The following is a 15,466-nucleotide window of genomic DNA, read 5'->3' as shown; positions in this document are numbered from 1 at the left end:
TGCGGTCATGAACAGGGACCTGCCGCTCACCCACAGCGACTCCGTGCACGTCGACGCCGCACCGGCCGCGGTGTACGACCTCGTCAGCGACCAGACCCGCGTCGGGGAGTGGTCACCGCAGTGCGTGCGCTGCGAGTGGGAGGACCCCGCGCACGCCGGAGAGGTCGGCGCCGTGTTCGTCGGCCACAACGAGACCGCGGACCGGTCCTGGTCGACGCGGTCGACCGTGGTCGTGGCCGACCGACCGCGCGAGTTCGCCTGGGAGGTCGGGCCCGGGCTCGTGCGCTGGGCCTTCGAGATCGACGCGGACGGGCACGGGTCGAGGTTGACCGAGAGCTGGCGCTTCCTCGACGACGGGCTGGCGATGTTCCGGCAGCGCTACGGCGAGGACGCCGACGCCCAGGTCGCGGACCGGACGCAGGCCGCGCACGCCGGGATCCCGCGGACCCTCGAGGCGATCAAGCACATCCTCGAGCGCTGAGCCGCCCGCCGGCGCCCGTCACAACGCCTGACACAGGGCCTGTCACGAGGCCTGTCACAATGCCTGGGAGACGCTCGACATCGCGAAGTCGGGGATGCGCAGCGCAGGCATGCGCGTCCGCGAGAAGTAGTCGTCGCCCCACTCGCGGCTGAAGGCGGACACCGATTCCCCGGCCTCAGAGAACCGACGCAGCAGGCTCAGCGGGGACTCGTTGAAACGGAAGTTGTTGGCCATGCCCACCACCTCGCCGCCCTCCACCAGGTAGGTGCCGTCCCGGGTCAGTCCCGTCAGCAGCAGTCGCTGGTCGTCGACCATGCGGATGTACCACAGGCACGTCACCAGCACCCCGCGGTCGACGCCGCGCACCAGGTCGTCGGTGGAGCCCGACCCGCCCGCGACGTCGAGCACCAGGTTGTCGATGACCGGGGTGGGCGGCTGCCCGGTCAGCGACGCGGTGCGCCGCGACTGCAGCAGCGACGTGACCCGCCCGCCGCGGATCCAGTCCGTCGCCGAGAGCGGCAGACCGTTGTCGAAGACGCTCACCGAGCTGCCCGACGTACGCGCGACGTGGAAGGGCGAGGCGCCCAGACCGGCGGCACGGGGATCGGACCACAGGTGGACGCCGTCGTGCGCCATGCTCTCACCCAACCGGGTGCCGCCGCCCGGCCTGCCGAACGCAGTCTGGCCGTCGAGGGCCTCCCGCGCGCCCATCGACCAGTACGTGTAGATCATGAGGTCGGCCACCGAGGTCGGCGGCAGCACCGTGTCGTAGCGGCCGGCCGACAGGTCGACCCGGCGGCGCGACCAGCCCAGGCGGCGGACGAGCTCGTCGTCGACCGCCAGCGGGTCGACGTCGGTGAAGTCGCGGGTCGCGCCACCGACCCAGGCGCTCGCGGTCAGGTCCGCCGGCTTGCCGGTGAAGCCGTAGTGCCCGGTCGGCTGCTCGTGCCGCAGCCGCAGCCCGGTGCTGGACCCCAGGTAGGTCGTGTCGACCTCGTGGTTCACGAAGCCGTAGTGCACCCGGTCGCTGCCCTCCGCGCGCGAGAACGCCTCACCGAGGCGGGGTGCGACCTCGGCGTACACACCGACCGAGGTGCGACCCGGCGGCTCGTCCCACTCGGCTGCGGCGTCACCGGTCACCAGCGGCGCAGCGTCCTCGGCACGGCTCGCGGTCTCGCTCGCGGCGTCCGCGGCCGCCACGAGCCGTTCGACCTCCGCGACGGTGCCGACCGAGCCGCTGACCGACGCCGACCGGTCACCCCGGAGGGAGACGACCGTGACCTCGACACCCTGCATCTCGCCGTTCGTGGTCAACGTGTTGTTGGCCCACCGCAGGTTCGCCGAGCTCGACACGGTGACGACCACGACGCAGTCCGAGGCCGTGCTGGCGGCGAGGCCGCGCTCGACGAGGTCCTGGGGACGGGGCGCGGACTCGGTGCTGCTCACGGGGCTCACTCCGACTCGCTGGTGTTGAGGACGTTCACGTCGCGGAACCGCGCCACGGGGCACCCGTGGCTGACGGCCGCGACCTGGCCCGGCTGGGCCTTGCCGCAGTTGAAGGCCCCGCCGAGCTCGTACGTCGAGGGTCCCCCCACCGCGTCCATGGATCCCCAGAAGTCCGTGGTCGTGGCCTGGTAGGCCGCGTCACGGACCTGGCCGACGAGCTCGCCGTCGCGGATCAGGTGGAACTGCTGTCCGGTGAACTGGAAGTTGTAGCGCTGCATGTCGATGGACCAGGACCGGTCACCGATCACGTACAGGCCGCGCTCGACGTCGCCGATCAGGTCCTCGACGCCCAGGTCAGCCGTGCCCGGCTGGAGCGAGACGTTCGCCATGCGCTGGATCGGGACGTGCCCGGGGGAGTCGGCGTACGCGCAGCCGTTCGACCGGCCCTCGTTGAGCTCGGCCCCGTAGGTGTGGGCCATGGCGCGGTCGAGCTGGTAGCCCACGAGCACGCCGTCACGCACGAGGTCCCAGGACTGGCCCTCGACGCCGTCGTCGTCGTAGCCGATCGTGGCGAGCCCGTGCTGTTGCGTGCGGTCGCCCGTCACGTGCATCAGGTCACTGCCGTAACGCAGCGAGCCGAGCTTGTCGGGGGTGGCGAAGGAGGTGCCGGCGTAGTTCGCCTCGTAGCCGAGAGCCCGGTCGAGCTCGGTCGCGTGCCCGATGGACTCGTGGATCGTCAGCCACAGGTTCGAGGGGTGGACCACGAGGTCGTAGCTGCCCGCCTCGACGCTGGGAGCGGCGAGCTTGTCGCCCAGCAGGCCGGGCAGGGCGCTGAGCTCCCGGTCCCAGCGGTCCATCGCGTCGGGGGCCGACATGTGCTCCCACCCGCGGCCGACCGGTGGCGCGACCGTGCGCATCGAGTCCGCCACGCCGCGGGCCGTGTCGGAGCCGAAGACCTCGACCTGGCTCAGGAGGCGTACGCGCTGCTGCGTGGTCGAGGTGCCCGCGAGGTCGGCGTAGAACTTGTTCTCGTGCACCTGGGCGAGGTGTGCGACCGCGTGGGCGACCGGGTCGCTCGCCACGAGCCGCTCGGTCCAGCCCGTCAGCAGCGAGGTCTTCTCGTCCAGGCCGACGGTGAAGGGGTCGATGTCGTACGCCGAGACCCAGGTGCGGTCGGCGTGCACCGGCTCGGCGGCGAGGCGTACGCGTCGCGAGGTCATGGCGGCGGCGACCCGGGCGACCTCGAGGGCGCGCTGCGCGGTCACCGCGGCACGCTCGGTCGTGAGCACGACGTCGGAGGCGAAGCCCCACACGCCGTCCAGCAGGACGCGGACGGCGTAGCCGACCTCGGTGCGCTCCGCGACGCCCTGCACCTCACCGTCGCGCGCGGAGACGTCCTGGGTCCGCAGGCGCTCGAACCGGAAGTCGGCGTGCTCGGCCCCCGCCTGCTCGGCGACCGCCAGCGCGGACTCCGCGAGCGGACCGAAGTCCAACGCGAGGAAGGACGCATCGATGTCGTGGGGCATGCGGAGAACCTAGCGGGCAGGGGCGACGCTCAGACGAGCGCGCCCGGCGCGATCAGCGCTGTCGGCTCGCCCGCCGCGGCGAGGTCGGCGTGCACCGCGCGCACCTGCGACCCACGCGGCGTCTTGACCACGTGCAGCTGGTCGGGGATGCGATCCTTCAGCTCCGCCACGTGGCTCACGACGCCCACGGCCCGCCCTCCTGAGCGCAGGTCGTCGAGACAGTCCATGACACGGTCCAGGGTGTGGGGGTCCAGCGACCCGAACCCCTCGTCCACGAACAGCGTGTCGATCTCGGCGCCGCCCGCCTCGGCCGTGACGACGTCGGCGAGTCCCAGCGCGAGCGCCAGCGCCACGACGAAGGTCTCTCCGCCCGACAGGGTCGCCGGGTCGCGCGCCTCGCCGGTCCAGGAGTCGACGACGCGCAGCGACAGGCCACCGCGCCGGTCGCCGGCGCCCTTGAAAGCGGTGTGCTCGAGCTCGTAGCGCTGCTCCGCCATCGTCTCGAGCCGCGCGTTGGCGGCGGCCACGACCTGGCTCAGGCGCGAGGCGAGCACGTACGCCGAGAGGCGCATCTGCAACGGGTTGTCGGGTCCCTTGCCCTCCGCGGTCGCGGCGAGCTCGGTGACCGTCCGCAGCTGCTCGCGCACCGGCGACCACGACGCCAGGGCCGCACCCAGCTCGCTCTCGAGCTCGGTGAGGCGCTCACGTCGCTGCTCGGCCGCGACGAGGGCCGTGCTGAGATCGCGGGCCGTGGTCTCGGCACGGCGGAGGTGCTCGCCCGAGCGGTCGAGATCGGGTCGGGGATCCCGCCCGTCCAGCACGTGCCCGACCTCGGGCGGCATCTCCGCGAGCACGGACTCGGCGGTGTGACGTGCGCGGGCGGCCTGGTCGATCTGCTCGGCGGCGGCCTGCACGGCGTCGTCGTCCAGGGTGGCAGCGAGCGCTTCCTCCAGGGACGCGAAGCCGGACTCCTCGAGGCAGTCCGCGACCCGCGCGCCCGCGGCCCGGTGCAACGACGCCGCGGTCTCCTGGGCGAGGAGGGCCTCGCGCAGGGCGGTCAGGTCGCGCTCGTGGCGGGCGAAGACCTGCACCCAGGCCTCGACGTCGTGCGGTTCGTCGACGAGGCCCTCGGGGAATTCCGCCGCGGCGGCGTCGAGCCTCGAGCCGGCCGTCTGCGCCTGCGCCCGCGCCTCCTGGCGGGCGGCGACGCCGACCGCCGACCGCGACCGTGCGGTCGCGAGGTCGGCCTCGAGCTGTGCACGGCGCGCCTCGAGGTCGGCGAGGGAGGACTCCAGGGCCCTCAGGTCGCGCACCGCGTGCTCGGACTCGTCGAGGTCCTGACGGGCTGCGGCCAGCCTTTCGCGGGCCGCTTCGACACCGAGGCCGTCACTCGCGGCGCGTGCGGCGTCGCGGTGGGACCTGACGGCGACGAGCTCCTGCTCGGCGACCTGGTGGGCCAGGTCGGCGTCCTCCGCGGCGCGGCGCGCGACCTCCTCGCTCTCGGCCGTCTCCGCGGCAGCTGCCCTCGAGGCCGGGGAGGGGTGGTCGCACGACCCGCACACCGGACAGTCCTGCCCGACGACCAGCCGGTGCGCGATCTCCGAGGCCATCCCGGCGATGCGACGCTCGCGGCACGCCAGGTATTCCTCGCGGAGGTCCTGGGCGGTCTGGCGGAGCTGCTGCACGCGGTCGGTGCCGTGCCGCACCTCGGTCTCGCGCTGCTCCAGCTCGCGAGCCGCGCCGGACCGTGCCACCGCACGGTCGTGCTCGAGAGCGCGGGCGGTGCGCAGGTCGGCCACCGGGCGCAGCCGTGCCAGATCGGCGGTCAGCCGGCCGTGCTCGGCCGGGACCGAGGCGCTGGCCGCCGTGAGCGCCTCGACGGTCTGCTCCAGCCCCTCGATCTCCGCATCGAGGGCTGCGACCCGGGACAGCGCGGTCTCGCGGTCCCGGCTGACGTCACGGAGGGCGAGGGCCCGGCCGCGTCGGTCGGCCAGGCGGCGCAGGGCTCCCTCGACCTGATCGCGGCGGGGCGGTGTGGAGAGCGACGGCTGCTCGCCGTGCACCTGCACCGCGACCGAGGCCTGGACGCCGGTCCGGAGCACGAGGTCGTCGGCCTCCTCCTGTGAGCTCACCGCGGCGTCGAGCCCCCGGGCGGCCTGTGCCACCGGGCGCGCGCGCAGCGCCGCGTCACGTCGGGCGCCGAGGGCGAGCAGCTGCGCCGCGCGCGCGTCCAGCTCGTCGAGGCGACGCCGGGCCCGCTCGGCCCGTTCGACCTGGTCGGCGAGTCGGACGGCCCGGTCGTGTCGTGCCCGGACCGCCAGCAGGGTCTCCTCGGCGTGCGTGGCCCGGCGCGCGCACGTGGTCGCCGTACGCGCGGCCGACTCCACGACCTCCGCGACGTGGTCGGTCAGCTCGCCCGAGGCCGTCGGGGCCGACAGGTCGTCGTCGGTCCAGTGCTCGGGGGCGGCCGCGCCCGCCGACTCGGTGACGCGCGAGAGCAGCGTCCGGGCGCCGTGGTGGTGCACCTCGGACCGGCGACGCGTCTGCTGCCGACGGTCGACGAGCCACCGCTCGACGTCGGCGAACCGGCTGGCCGCGAAGATCTTCTGCAGCAGTCCCCGCCGCTCGTCGGACCCCGCCCGGAGGAATGTGGCGAACTGGCCCTGGGGCAGCAGCACCACCTGGCAGAACTGCTCCGCGGTCAGCCCCGTCAGCTCGCCGAGGAGGTGGTTGGTCTCGTCGATGCGGCTGGAGAGATGGACCCACTGACCCGCGACGCACTCCTGCAGCGTCACCGACGCCTGTGCGGTCGTCGTGCCCGACCCACGCTTCTTGGGGCGCTGCCACCGGGGCGTACGCGTCAGGCGCAGCCGGCGCCCTCGCACCGTGACCTCGAGGTCCACGCGCGGTTCCGCGTCAGGTGGGGCGTGGTCGCTGCGCAGGTGCCCGGCGCCCTGCCGGACGCCGGGGACGACGCCGTACAGCCCGAAGCAGAGCGCGTCCAGCACCGTCGTCTTGCCGGCGCCGGTCTCACCGTGCAGCAGGAAAAGGTGCTGCGCGGCCAAGGCGTCGAGATCGATGACCTGCCGCTGCACGAACGGTCCGAACGCCTCGATCTCCAGGCGGTGCACCCGCATCAGGCACCCCCGGCCGCGACCTCGGCGCCGACGAGCGTGTCGGCCTCACCACCGCAGCACGACTCGACGGCCTCACGGAGCAGGGCGGCCTCCGCAGGGTCCGCGCCGCTGCCGCGGACCTCCGCGAGGAAGTCGAGGGTGACGTCGTGGTCGCTGCGACCGGCACCCAGGCGCGCCGCGGGCACACCCGTGACCACGCGCGTCGGTGGGTCGAACGCCAGCACCAGCGTGTGGGGGAAACGGCGCCGGAGACGCTCCATGGCGCCACGCGGCCGCGTCGCGTCGGTCAGCGTGACGTGGCACCAGGCCTCCTCGGCCTCCCGCAGCGAGGGGTCCGCCAGCAGGTCGTCGATCTCGCCGCGCAGCCGCCGCAGCGGACGGCGTACGGGGGCGTCGACGAAGGACACCGCGGCCGTGCCGTCGGCGTCGAGGTCCACCAGCCACGAGCCCTTGCGGTGCGTGGCCTCGGAGAAGGAGTACGCGACCGGCGACCCGGAGTAACGGACCGTCGGTGACATCTCGTGACGGCCGTGCAGGTGCCCCAGCGCGACGTAGTGCGCGCCGTCGAAGGTGCTCGTGGGCACCATCTGCACCCCACCGACGCTGATGTCGCGCTCGGACTCGCTCGGCTCCGCACCCGAGACGAAGGCATGGGCCATCACCACCGACCTCGTGCCCGGTGCCCGACCCGACAGGTCGGCGCGCACCCGCGTCATCGCCTCCCCGAGCGCCGCCTGGTGGCTGCGTGCGCCGAGACCCCACGGACCACGCAGCGCCTCGGGATCGAGGTAGGGGATGCCGTACACCGCCACCGGGCCGTGCGTGTCCTCCAGCAGCACCGGCTGGTCGCACCGGGAGGCCACCGTGCGGATGTGCACGCCGGCCGAGGCGGCCAGCCCGGCGTTGAACCCCAGACGCTGCGCCGAGTCGTGGTTGCCGCTCGTGACCACCGTCGTCGCCCGCGAGGCAGCCAGACGCGCGAACGCCTCACCGGCGAGCCCCACCGCGTCGACCGGGGGCAGCGCGCGGTCGAAGACGTCACCGGAGACGACCACGAGGTCGACCTGCTCGGACTCCACCACCTCGATCAGGTGGTCCACGTACGCAGCCTGGTCCTGCAGCAGCCCCTCGCGGTGGAAGGAGCGGCCCAGGTGCCAGTCGGAGGTGTGGAGCAGTCGCATGCAGAGGACGCTAGGAGCCACCACCGACAGAACGTGGGTTGGCGCGCCGGGTTGTCTGGAAGACAGCGACCACAGGAAGAGGTCCGCCGGTCCCTTCTCGCAAGGAGCGAGCACGGACGTCGCCGAGGTACGAGGTGGCGTGCGCGCGCAGGGACGGCGAGAAGGTGACGGGCCGGCGACACGCGAGCGGAGCGAGCCAGACAACACTGCTGCCCTACAGCTCCAGTCTCTCGCTCCTCGCGTAGCAGACCAGGCGCTCGTCGCGGGCGAACCCGACCAGGCACAGGCCGGCCTCCTGGGCAAGCCGCACCGCGAGGCCGGTCGGCGCCCCCACCGCGACGACCGCGCCGACACCGGCGACCACGGCCTTCTGCACCAGCTCGAACCCGATCCGCCCGCTCAGGCACAGCACCGGCTCCGCCGTGGGCGACCCGGCGAGGATCCGGGCGCCGGAGACCTTGTCGACGGCGTTGTGGCGCCCGACGTCCTCGCGCACCACGAGGGGCTCGCCGTCGGCGTCGAAGAGACCGGCCGCGTGCACGCCGCCCGTGCGGTCGAAGAGGGACTGGGCCTCGCGCAACCGGTCCGGCAGCGCGGCGAGCACGCCCGGGTCCAGGCGCAGGTCGGACCAGTCCGCGCCGGCCGAGTCGTCGTGGCAGGCAGCCGGTGCGAGGGCGTCCCCGATGCTCGTCGTGCCGCACACGCCACAGGCCGCGCTGCCGGCCGTGGGTCCGTCGTAGCGCTCCCTCACCTCGCGCAGCGCCGGGCCGAGAAGGTCGACGGTGACGACGTTGAACTCCTCCTCGGGCTCCAGGGAGGCCTCGGTGCAGTAGGCGATGCCGCGGATCAGCTGCGGCAGCAGGATGCCCTCGTGCAGGCACAGACCGGCTGCGAGCTCGAAGTCGTGCCCGGGCGTACGCATCGTCGTGAGCATCCGGAACGCCGGGCGGCCGGGCCACGCGAGCCGCACCTCCAGCGGTTCCTCCCCGATCACCCGGTCCTCATGCCGGCTCACCCGGTCGCCGACCACCTCCACCACACGTACACGCGTCGACGGACCGGGCCGTCGCGCGCGTGAGACACGGCCGGACGGGGCAAGGGGGGGCCGACCGGCCGATGCGCCGGCGGGCGTCGATGAGCGGGACATCACCACGGTGGCGACTGTAGCCAGCGGCCCCGCCGTGCAACCCTGGTGAGGACGACCCTCGGCGGAGGTCGCGCGAGAACGCAGACGAGGAGGGTGCCGATGAGCCTCCTCCGTGCCCCGCGGTCTCCCCGGGAGCCCCGCGCGAGTGGTCTGCAACGCCTGGACGTGGCCGGCGAGGGCGACGTGCGGCACGAGATCGTCTCCGGCTACATGCTGGCGGTCTTCCTCGGCTTCGTGCTGGCGGGCTTCACCGCCCTGGCCGCGGGCCCGTTGGTGCGCATCGACACCTACTTCAACCTGGCGCCGCCCCCACCGGAGTGGCGACCGGTGCTGCAGGTGGTCGACCGCATCGGCCAGCGGGCGGTCTGCCTGCCGATCCTGGCGCTGGTGGTGCTGTGGTGCGTACGCCGCACCCGCTCCTGGCGGCCGATGATCGTGGCCGGTGTCTCGGTCTTCATGCTGAACCTGACCGTGCTGATCCTCAAGATCGGGCTCGGGCGCGCCGCCCCGGCGACCGCGGACCCGTACTTCTTCCAGGGCGGGCTGGGCGCGTACCCGTCCGGCCACACGTCCAACATCGTGCTGGTCTACGGCCTGATGGCCTACCTCGCGCTGCGCTACGGCGGAGTGCCCCGAGGCCGGGTCTGGACGCTCGCGCTGGCGGTCACGGTGCTGTCGGTGGTCATGGTCGGCACCAGCCTGACGCTGAACTGGCACTGGTTCGCCGACCTCGTCGCCGGGCTGCTCGTCGGCGGCCTCGTCCTCGAGCTGACCGCCACCATCGACCTGCACCTCGCCGCGTCGGGGCCACGCCGCCTGCGCGACGCCGAGCTCGTACGCCGCGTCGCCGCGACGTAGCCGACCTGCCGGGGCGGATCAGAGGCCGTCGACCGCCCGCGCCGCGACGCCGCGCCGCAGCACGTCGAGCCGCTCACGCAGGCGCCGTGCGACCGCCGGGTCCAGGTCGTCGTGGTCGAGCCCGGCCGCGACCGCGTCGACGAGCTGCGGGTCGAGCCGGTCACTCGGGAAGAACGCGTCCGCCGCGTCGGGCAGCAACCACCCCTGGAAGTGGTGCTGCAACCGGCCCACCTCCTCGAGGTAGCGCGGCACGTACGCGTCGGTCAGGTCACGCTGCGACGGTCGCCAGAAGCCCTGCCCGGTCGCGGTGAGCTCGTAGTTGGGCACGGACACCTCACCGGTGACACGGCGCCAGGCCCACTGCTTGGCCTCGGCCGTGGGGAGCGACGCGCGCGCACGGGCGTGCTCGACCCGGGCGTCCGCGGCAGGATCCTCGTCGAGGGCGGCGTCGAGCCGGCGCTGGTCCAGCTCGCCGAGCACCGCGCCACGCACCAGCAGACGCCAGCGCAGCGCCCGGTCGACGGTCAGGCCACGGGGCACGTCCACGGCGTCGAGCCAGGCGTGCACCAGGCTCGGCGGAGCGGTGGCGACCGCGGTCTGGGCGAGGGCCAGCTGTCGACCCGTGCCGGGGCCTGCTGAGCCGAGCCCCAGCATCGCGGCGGTGTGCAGCCGGCGCGCGGCGTCCTCGGGGTCCACCGACCACGGCAGGACGCGCTCGAGCGCGAACCGGCTGATCTCGGCCACCCCGGCGTCGTCCGCCTCGTGCGGCAGCGCCCTCTCCAGCAGGTCGAGCGCCTCGGCGGGCCCGAGCACGGCGTTGTGGAGGCCGTCGCGCACGGCGTTCCAGACCACCGCGCGCAGCAGGGGGTCCGGGGTCGCCGGGAGCAGCGTCGGGAGCAGGTCGCGCGTCCGCCGGTCCAGCCGTACGCGCGCCCAGGTCTCCTCGGCGCTGTCGGGCACCACGGCGGCGTCGGGCGGCACCTCGACGGGTGTCGCCGCCCCGGTGACCGTGACGGGCTGCGCGCGCCACACGGTGCCGTCGTGCGCCGCGAGGTGCAGCTGGTGCTCGCGCTCGGCCGGGTGCTCGCGCGGAGGCGTGCGGCGCAGCAGTCCCGCGTCGCGGTCGTAGGAGATCTCGTCCACCCCGGCCGTGCGCAGCCAGCCCGTCACCCAGTCCGTCAGGTCGTTGCCGGAGGCCGCTTCCCAGTGGGCGACCAGGTCGGCCATCCGCGCGTTGCCGAACCTGCTGTGGGCGAAGTGGCGGCGTACGCCCCCGAGGAACGCCTCGTCGCCGAGCCGCGCCGCCAGCTGCCGCAGCGCCGAGGACCCCTTGACGTAGGAGATGCCGTCGAAGTCCGCGAGAGCGGCCAGGGCGTCGGGTGCACCGTTGCCGGCCACCGGGTGGGTGGCTGGCCCCTGGTCGGTGACCAGGCCCCACGTACGCCGTCGGAAGGCGGTCTGCACCCACGCGTCGTCGTAGGTCGTGGCCTCGGCGGTGACGCGGTTGCCCATGTACTCCGCGAAGGACTCGTTGAGCCACAGGTCGTCCCACCAGCGCGGGGTCACCAGGTCGCCGAACCACTGGTGCGCCATCTCGTGGGCGATCGTGGTCGCACGGCTGATGTGCTCGGAGCGGGTGACCTGCGAGGTGAAGATCATGGGGTCGCGGAAGGTGACGCAGCCGGGGTTCTCCATCGCTCCCGCGTTGAACTCCGGCACGAAGGCCTGGTGGTAGTCGCCGAAGGCGTACCGCACGTCGAAGAGCTCGTGGAAGCGGTCGAAGCACTGCCGGGTGATCGTCAGGATCTCCTCGGCGTCCCGCTCGAGCTCGCGGGCCAGCGAGGCCCGCGCCGAGAGCCCGAGCGCGATGCCGTCGTGGGAGTCCTCGACCAGGTGGTACGGCCCCGCGACCAGCGTCGTGAAGTACGTCGACAGCGGGGGAGTGGTGTCCAGCTCCCAGCGTCCCGGGGCGACGTGCTCGGCGTGGCCGTTGCCGCGCACGACCCAGTCGGCGGGGGCCGTGACGTGCAGCGTGTACGGCGCCTTGAGGTCGGGCTGGTCGAAGCAGGCGAACCAGCTCGGAGCGGCGTCCATGAAGGACATGCCGTAGACGTAGTGCCGCCCGTCGGCCGGGTCGACGGCTCGGTGCAGGCCCTCGCCGTCGGTGCGGAAGGCCATCTCGGCCTCCACGACCAGCTCGTGCTCGCCGCCCAGCGCCGGCAGCGCGATGCGTCCGTCGACGAGACCGTGCTCGCCGTCGAGGTCCAGGTCGCGACCGTCGAGCCGCACCCGGTGCAGGGCGCGCGGCTTGACGTCGAGGAAGGTCGCCCCCGCGTCACACCGCGCCGCGGTGAAGGTGACCCGCGTCGTCGAGGAGAAGGTCTCCTCGCCGCGGTCGAGGTCGAGCGTGATGTCGTACGCCCCGACCTGGAGCAGCGCGGCGCGGGCCTCGGCCTCCGTACGCGTCAGGCTGGGCACGGCTCAGCCCTGGGCGGCGTCGCCGAGGCGTACGAGCATCTTGCCGGTGTTGGCGCCGGCCAGCAGGTCGAGGAAGGCCTGGGGAGCGGCGTCGAGGCCGTCGACGTAGGTCTCCTCGGTCGTCAGCGACCCCTCCTGCAGCCACCCGGCGGCGGTGGTGATCCACTCGCGGGTCTGGTCGGCGTGGTCGGAGACGATGTAGCCGCGCATCGTCAGGCGCTTGCCGATGAACTGCATCATGCCGCGGGGGCCGGGCTGCAGCTCGGTCTCGTTGTACTGGCTGATGGCGCCGCAGGCGGCGATGCGCCCGTAGGTGTTCAGCGCGAAGATCGCGGCCTCGAGGTGGTCGCCGCCGACGTTGTCGAAGTAGACGTCGATGCCATCGGGTGCGGCCGCCCGCAGGGACTTCGAGACGGGCCCGTCGTGGTAGTCGAAGGCGGCGTCGAAGCCCAGGTCCTCGGTCAGCCAACGCACCTTCTCGGGGGTGCCCGCGGACCCGATCACCCGGGAGGCCCCCAGCTTCCTCGCGATCTGACCCGCGACGCTGCCGACCGCGCCGGCGGCTCCGGAGACGAACACGACGTCGCCCTCCTTCACCGGTGCGATGGTCGTCAGGCCCGCCCAGGCGGTCAGGCCGGTGAGGCCGAGGACGCCCAGGTACGCCGACGCGGGGGCGATCGTCGTGTCGACGACGCGCGCCTCCTTCTCACCCACGACGGCGTGCTCGCGCCATCCCTGCTGGTGCATGACGGTGGCGCCGACCGGTGCCTTCTCGCTGCGGCTGGCGATCACCTGGCCGACCGCGCCACCCTCCAGCGGCTCGTCGACGGCGAAGGGCGGGACGTAGGACTTCACGTCGTTCATGCGACCCCGCATGTACGGGTCGACGCTCATCACGTGGTTCGCGACCAGGATCTGACCGTCCCCGAGCTCGGGCAGCGCCACGTCGTCGAAGCGGAAGTTCTCCGACGTCGGCTCGCCGTGGGGACGGGAGGCGAGCACCACGGCGCGGGTGGAGGTGGGCAGGTTGTCGGTGGTCTGCGAGGTCATGTCCAGCACTCTGCCAGCCGGAGGCCCGTGGTGCTCGGCTGGACCGGCGGGCGTCGGGTCGGCCGGTAGCGTCGCCGACGTGTCCGCCCGTCGCCGCCTGCCCGCTCTGGCCGCCGTGCTCTCCGTCCTGGCCCTCGGGGCGTGCTCGCCTGCCGACGGCCCGGCGGACCCCGGGACGAGGCCGACGGCTCCGACCACGCTGCCCTCGTCGCGTCCCTCCGCCACCCCGAGCGAGTCGATCCGTGACGACGAGGTCGTCCCGGGATGCCCCGATAAGCTGGCCGAGGAGCTCGGTGACGTCGTCGGCGGCGTCGACGTGGACGGGGACGGCGAGCTGGACGTGATCCGCTACATCCAGGGCGACGACGGCGCCGCACCCGGTGAGGGCTGCGCTCGCACCGTCGTCGCCTACCTCCCGGGCGGTCAGCTGGCCGGCTTCACGCTTCCCCAGACCGAGGAGATGCCCGACGGCGTCGAGTCGCTGCAGCCGCGCACACCGTCGAGCTCGGCGTACGTCTCCTTCCGCACGCTCACCTCCGACGGTGGGGCGCAGCCCCACCTGCTCGCCCTGGCCGGCGGGTCCCCCGACCTGAGGCTGAGCGAGGTGAGCCTCGACGGCGACGGCGTCCCCCTGCTGCCGTCCTCACCCGCGGGGACACCGACCGTGCGCGCAGGCTTCCTCTGCGCCGACGGGGACCTCGTGGGACAGGTCGGGGCGCCGCGCGCCGAGGGTGGGACGACGGTCTGGGACATCACGACCACGACGTACCGCCTCCAGAACCGGGAGGGAGGCGACGTCGCGGTCCCGGTCGACGAGCTGACGCAGACCGGTGTGGCGGACGATGCGCTGCGTTTCGGCTACCCGGCGCTGCTGCCGGAGTCGAGCGCGAACCTCTGCGCCTGACGCCCGCGTCGGTGCGTGAGCGGTCTCATCCTCGACGCAGCACCGGCGGCGCGAGGCAGGTGGGACGATGTCGGCAGCAGCCGTCGTACGCCCCGAGAGGACCCAGCAGTGAAGCGCGAGATCTACAACGAGGACCACGAGGCGTTCCGCGACTCCGTACGCGAGTGGCTGAGGCGCGAGGTCGAGCCGAACCTCGAGACCTACCTCGAGCAGAAGTCCTTCGGACGCGACTTCTGGCTGAAGGCCGGCGAGGCCGGGATGCTCGGTCTGGAGATCCCCGAGGAGCACGGCGGCATGGGCGCCGAGGACTACCGCTTCAACGCGGTGCTGACCGAGGAGCTCAACCACGTCAACGCCGCCCTCGGCTCCTGCGTGGGCATCCACGCCGACATCGTGGCACCGTACCTCGTCGAGCTGACGACCGAGGAGCAGAAGAAGCGCTGGCTGCCGGGCGTGGCGGCCGGTGAGCTGCTGTGCTCGATCGGCATGACCGAGCCCTCGGGCGGGTCCGACCTCGCCGCGCTGAAGACGACCGCGAAGCGCGACGGCGACGACTGGGTCATCGACGGGTCGAAGACCTTCATCACCAACGGCTACTCCGCCGACATCGTCGTCACCGCGGTGCGTACGAGCCCGGAGAAGAAGGCGAAGGGCATCACGCTGTTCGCCGTCGAGACCGACAAGGAGGGCTTCAGCCGGGGCCGCAAGCTCGACAAGGTCGGGCAGGACGAGTCCGATACGGCGGAGCTGTTCTACGAGGGCGTGCGCTGCACCGAGGACGACATCGTCGGTGAGGTCGACAACGGCTTCATCCACATGATGCAGAACCTCCCGCAGGAGCGGCTCGGCTGCTCGATCTCCAACCTCGCCCACGCCAAGCAGATCCTGCTCGAGACGGTCGAGTACGCGACCGAGCGCAAGGCGTTCGGCCAGTCGATCGGCTCCTTCCAGCACCTGAAGTTCCTGCTCGCCGAGCAGGTCACGAAGATCGACGTCACCCAGGCGTACGTCGACCAGTGCGTGGTCGCACACGACAAGAAGCAGCTGACGCCCGTCGACGCGGCGAAGGCGAAGTGGTGGACCTCGCAGGTGCAGAACGACGTGCTCGACGTGTGCGTGCAGATCTACGGCGGCTACGGCTACATGAACGAGTACCGCGTCGCCCGTGCCTGGCGCGACGCCCGCGTCTCGAAGATCTGGGCCGGCTCGAACGAGATCATGAAGGAGCTCATCGGGCGCGACCTGGGCTTCTGAGGCC

At 73.0% G+C, this 15,466-nt stretch carries 11 protein-coding genes; 4 read left to right on the top strand and 7 right to left on the bottom strand.

Annotated features, from left to right (window positions below; translation table 11 throughout):
• Positions 1–7 precede the first annotated feature (7 nt).
• A complete protein-coding gene (locus KLP28_16600) occupies positions 8–481 on the top strand; it encodes an SRPBCC family protein (protein QWC85117.1) in 474 nt (157 codons plus the stop codon).
• A 54-nt stretch (positions 482–535) separates the two neighbouring features.
• Here the strand turns inward: KLP28_16600 and KLP28_16595 are convergent, their stop codons facing one another.
• From KLP28_16595 to KLP28_16575, 5 genes are all read right to left on the bottom strand, one after another.
• Positions 536–1,936 carry a TldD/PmbA family protein gene (locus KLP28_16595; protein ID QWC85116.1) on the bottom strand — a complete coding sequence of 467 codons (1,401 nt, stop codon included), beginning with the start codon at positions 1,934–1,936 and terminating at the stop codon, positions 536–538.
• Positions 1,933–3,453, bottom strand: coding sequence for a TldD/PmbA family protein (locus KLP28_16590; GenBank protein ID QWC85115.1), 1,521 nt, complete (start codon positions 3,451–3,453; stop codon positions 1,933–1,935). Before KLP28_16590 ends, KLP28_16595 begins: the two co-directional genes overlap by 4 nt.
• A 29-nt stretch (positions 3,454–3,482) precedes the next feature.
• A complete protein-coding gene (locus KLP28_16585; GenBank protein ID QWC85114.1) occupies positions 3,483–6,590 on the bottom strand; it encodes an SMC family ATPase in 3,108 nt (1,035 codons plus the stop codon).
• Positions 6,590–7,771 (bottom strand): exonuclease SbcCD subunit D, encoded by a 1,182-nt coding sequence (locus KLP28_16580; protein ID QWC85113.1) that lies wholly within the window; start codon positions 7,769–7,771, stop codon positions 6,590–6,592. Before KLP28_16580 ends, KLP28_16585 begins: the two co-directional genes overlap by 1 nt.
• A 214-nt stretch (positions 7,772–7,985) precedes the next feature.
• Positions 7,986–8,918, bottom strand: coding sequence for a formate dehydrogenase accessory sulfurtransferase FdhD (locus KLP28_16575; protein QWC87056.1), 933 nt, complete (start codon positions 8,916–8,918; stop codon positions 7,986–7,988).
• Between the two features lie 99 nt (positions 8,919–9,017).
• Between KLP28_16575 and KLP28_16570 the strand changes: the two genes are divergently transcribed.
• Positions 9,018–9,776 (top strand): phosphatase PAP2 family protein, encoded by a 759-nt coding sequence (locus tag KLP28_16570; GenBank protein QWC85112.1) that lies wholly within the window; start codon positions 9,018–9,020, stop codon positions 9,774–9,776.
• Between the two features lie 18 nt (positions 9,777–9,794).
• Here KLP28_16570 and pepN read toward each other — a convergent pair whose 3' ends face one another.
• Both pepN and KLP28_16560 read right to left on the bottom strand, forming a co-directional pair.
• Positions 9,795–12,254: an aminopeptidase N gene (pepN, locus tag KLP28_16565; GenBank protein ID QWC85111.1), complete on the bottom strand. Its 2,460-nt coding sequence runs from the start codon at positions 12,252–12,254 to the stop codon at positions 9,795–9,797.
• Between the two features lie 3 nt (positions 12,255–12,257).
• On the bottom strand, positions 12,258–13,304 hold the full coding sequence (locus KLP28_16560) for an NADP-dependent oxidoreductase (protein QWC85110.1): 1,047 nt from the start codon (positions 13,302–13,304) through the stop codon (positions 12,258–12,260).
• A gap of 79 nt (positions 13,305–13,383) precedes the next feature.
• Between KLP28_16560 and KLP28_16555 the strand changes: the two genes are divergently transcribed.
• Together KLP28_16555 and KLP28_16550 are read left to right on the top strand one after the other, a co-directional pair.
• Positions 13,384–14,208, top strand: a complete 825-nt coding sequence (locus KLP28_16555; GenBank protein ID QWC85109.1) for a hypothetical protein — start codon at positions 13,384–13,386, stop codon at positions 14,206–14,208.
• A gap of 108 nt (positions 14,209–14,316) precedes the next feature.
• On the top strand, positions 14,317–15,462 hold the full coding sequence (locus tag KLP28_16550) for an acyl-CoA dehydrogenase family protein (protein QWC87055.1): 1,146 nt from the start codon (positions 14,317–14,319) through the stop codon (positions 15,460–15,462).
• Positions 15,463–15,466: the final 4 nt, after the last annotated feature.

It is taken from the genome of Nocardioidaceae bacterium (assembly GCA_018672315.1).
Taxonomy (GTDB): Bacteria; Actinomycetota; Actinomycetes; order Propionibacteriales; family Nocardioidaceae; genus TYQ2.
This window is presented reverse-complemented; position numbering and strand designations above follow the sequence as displayed.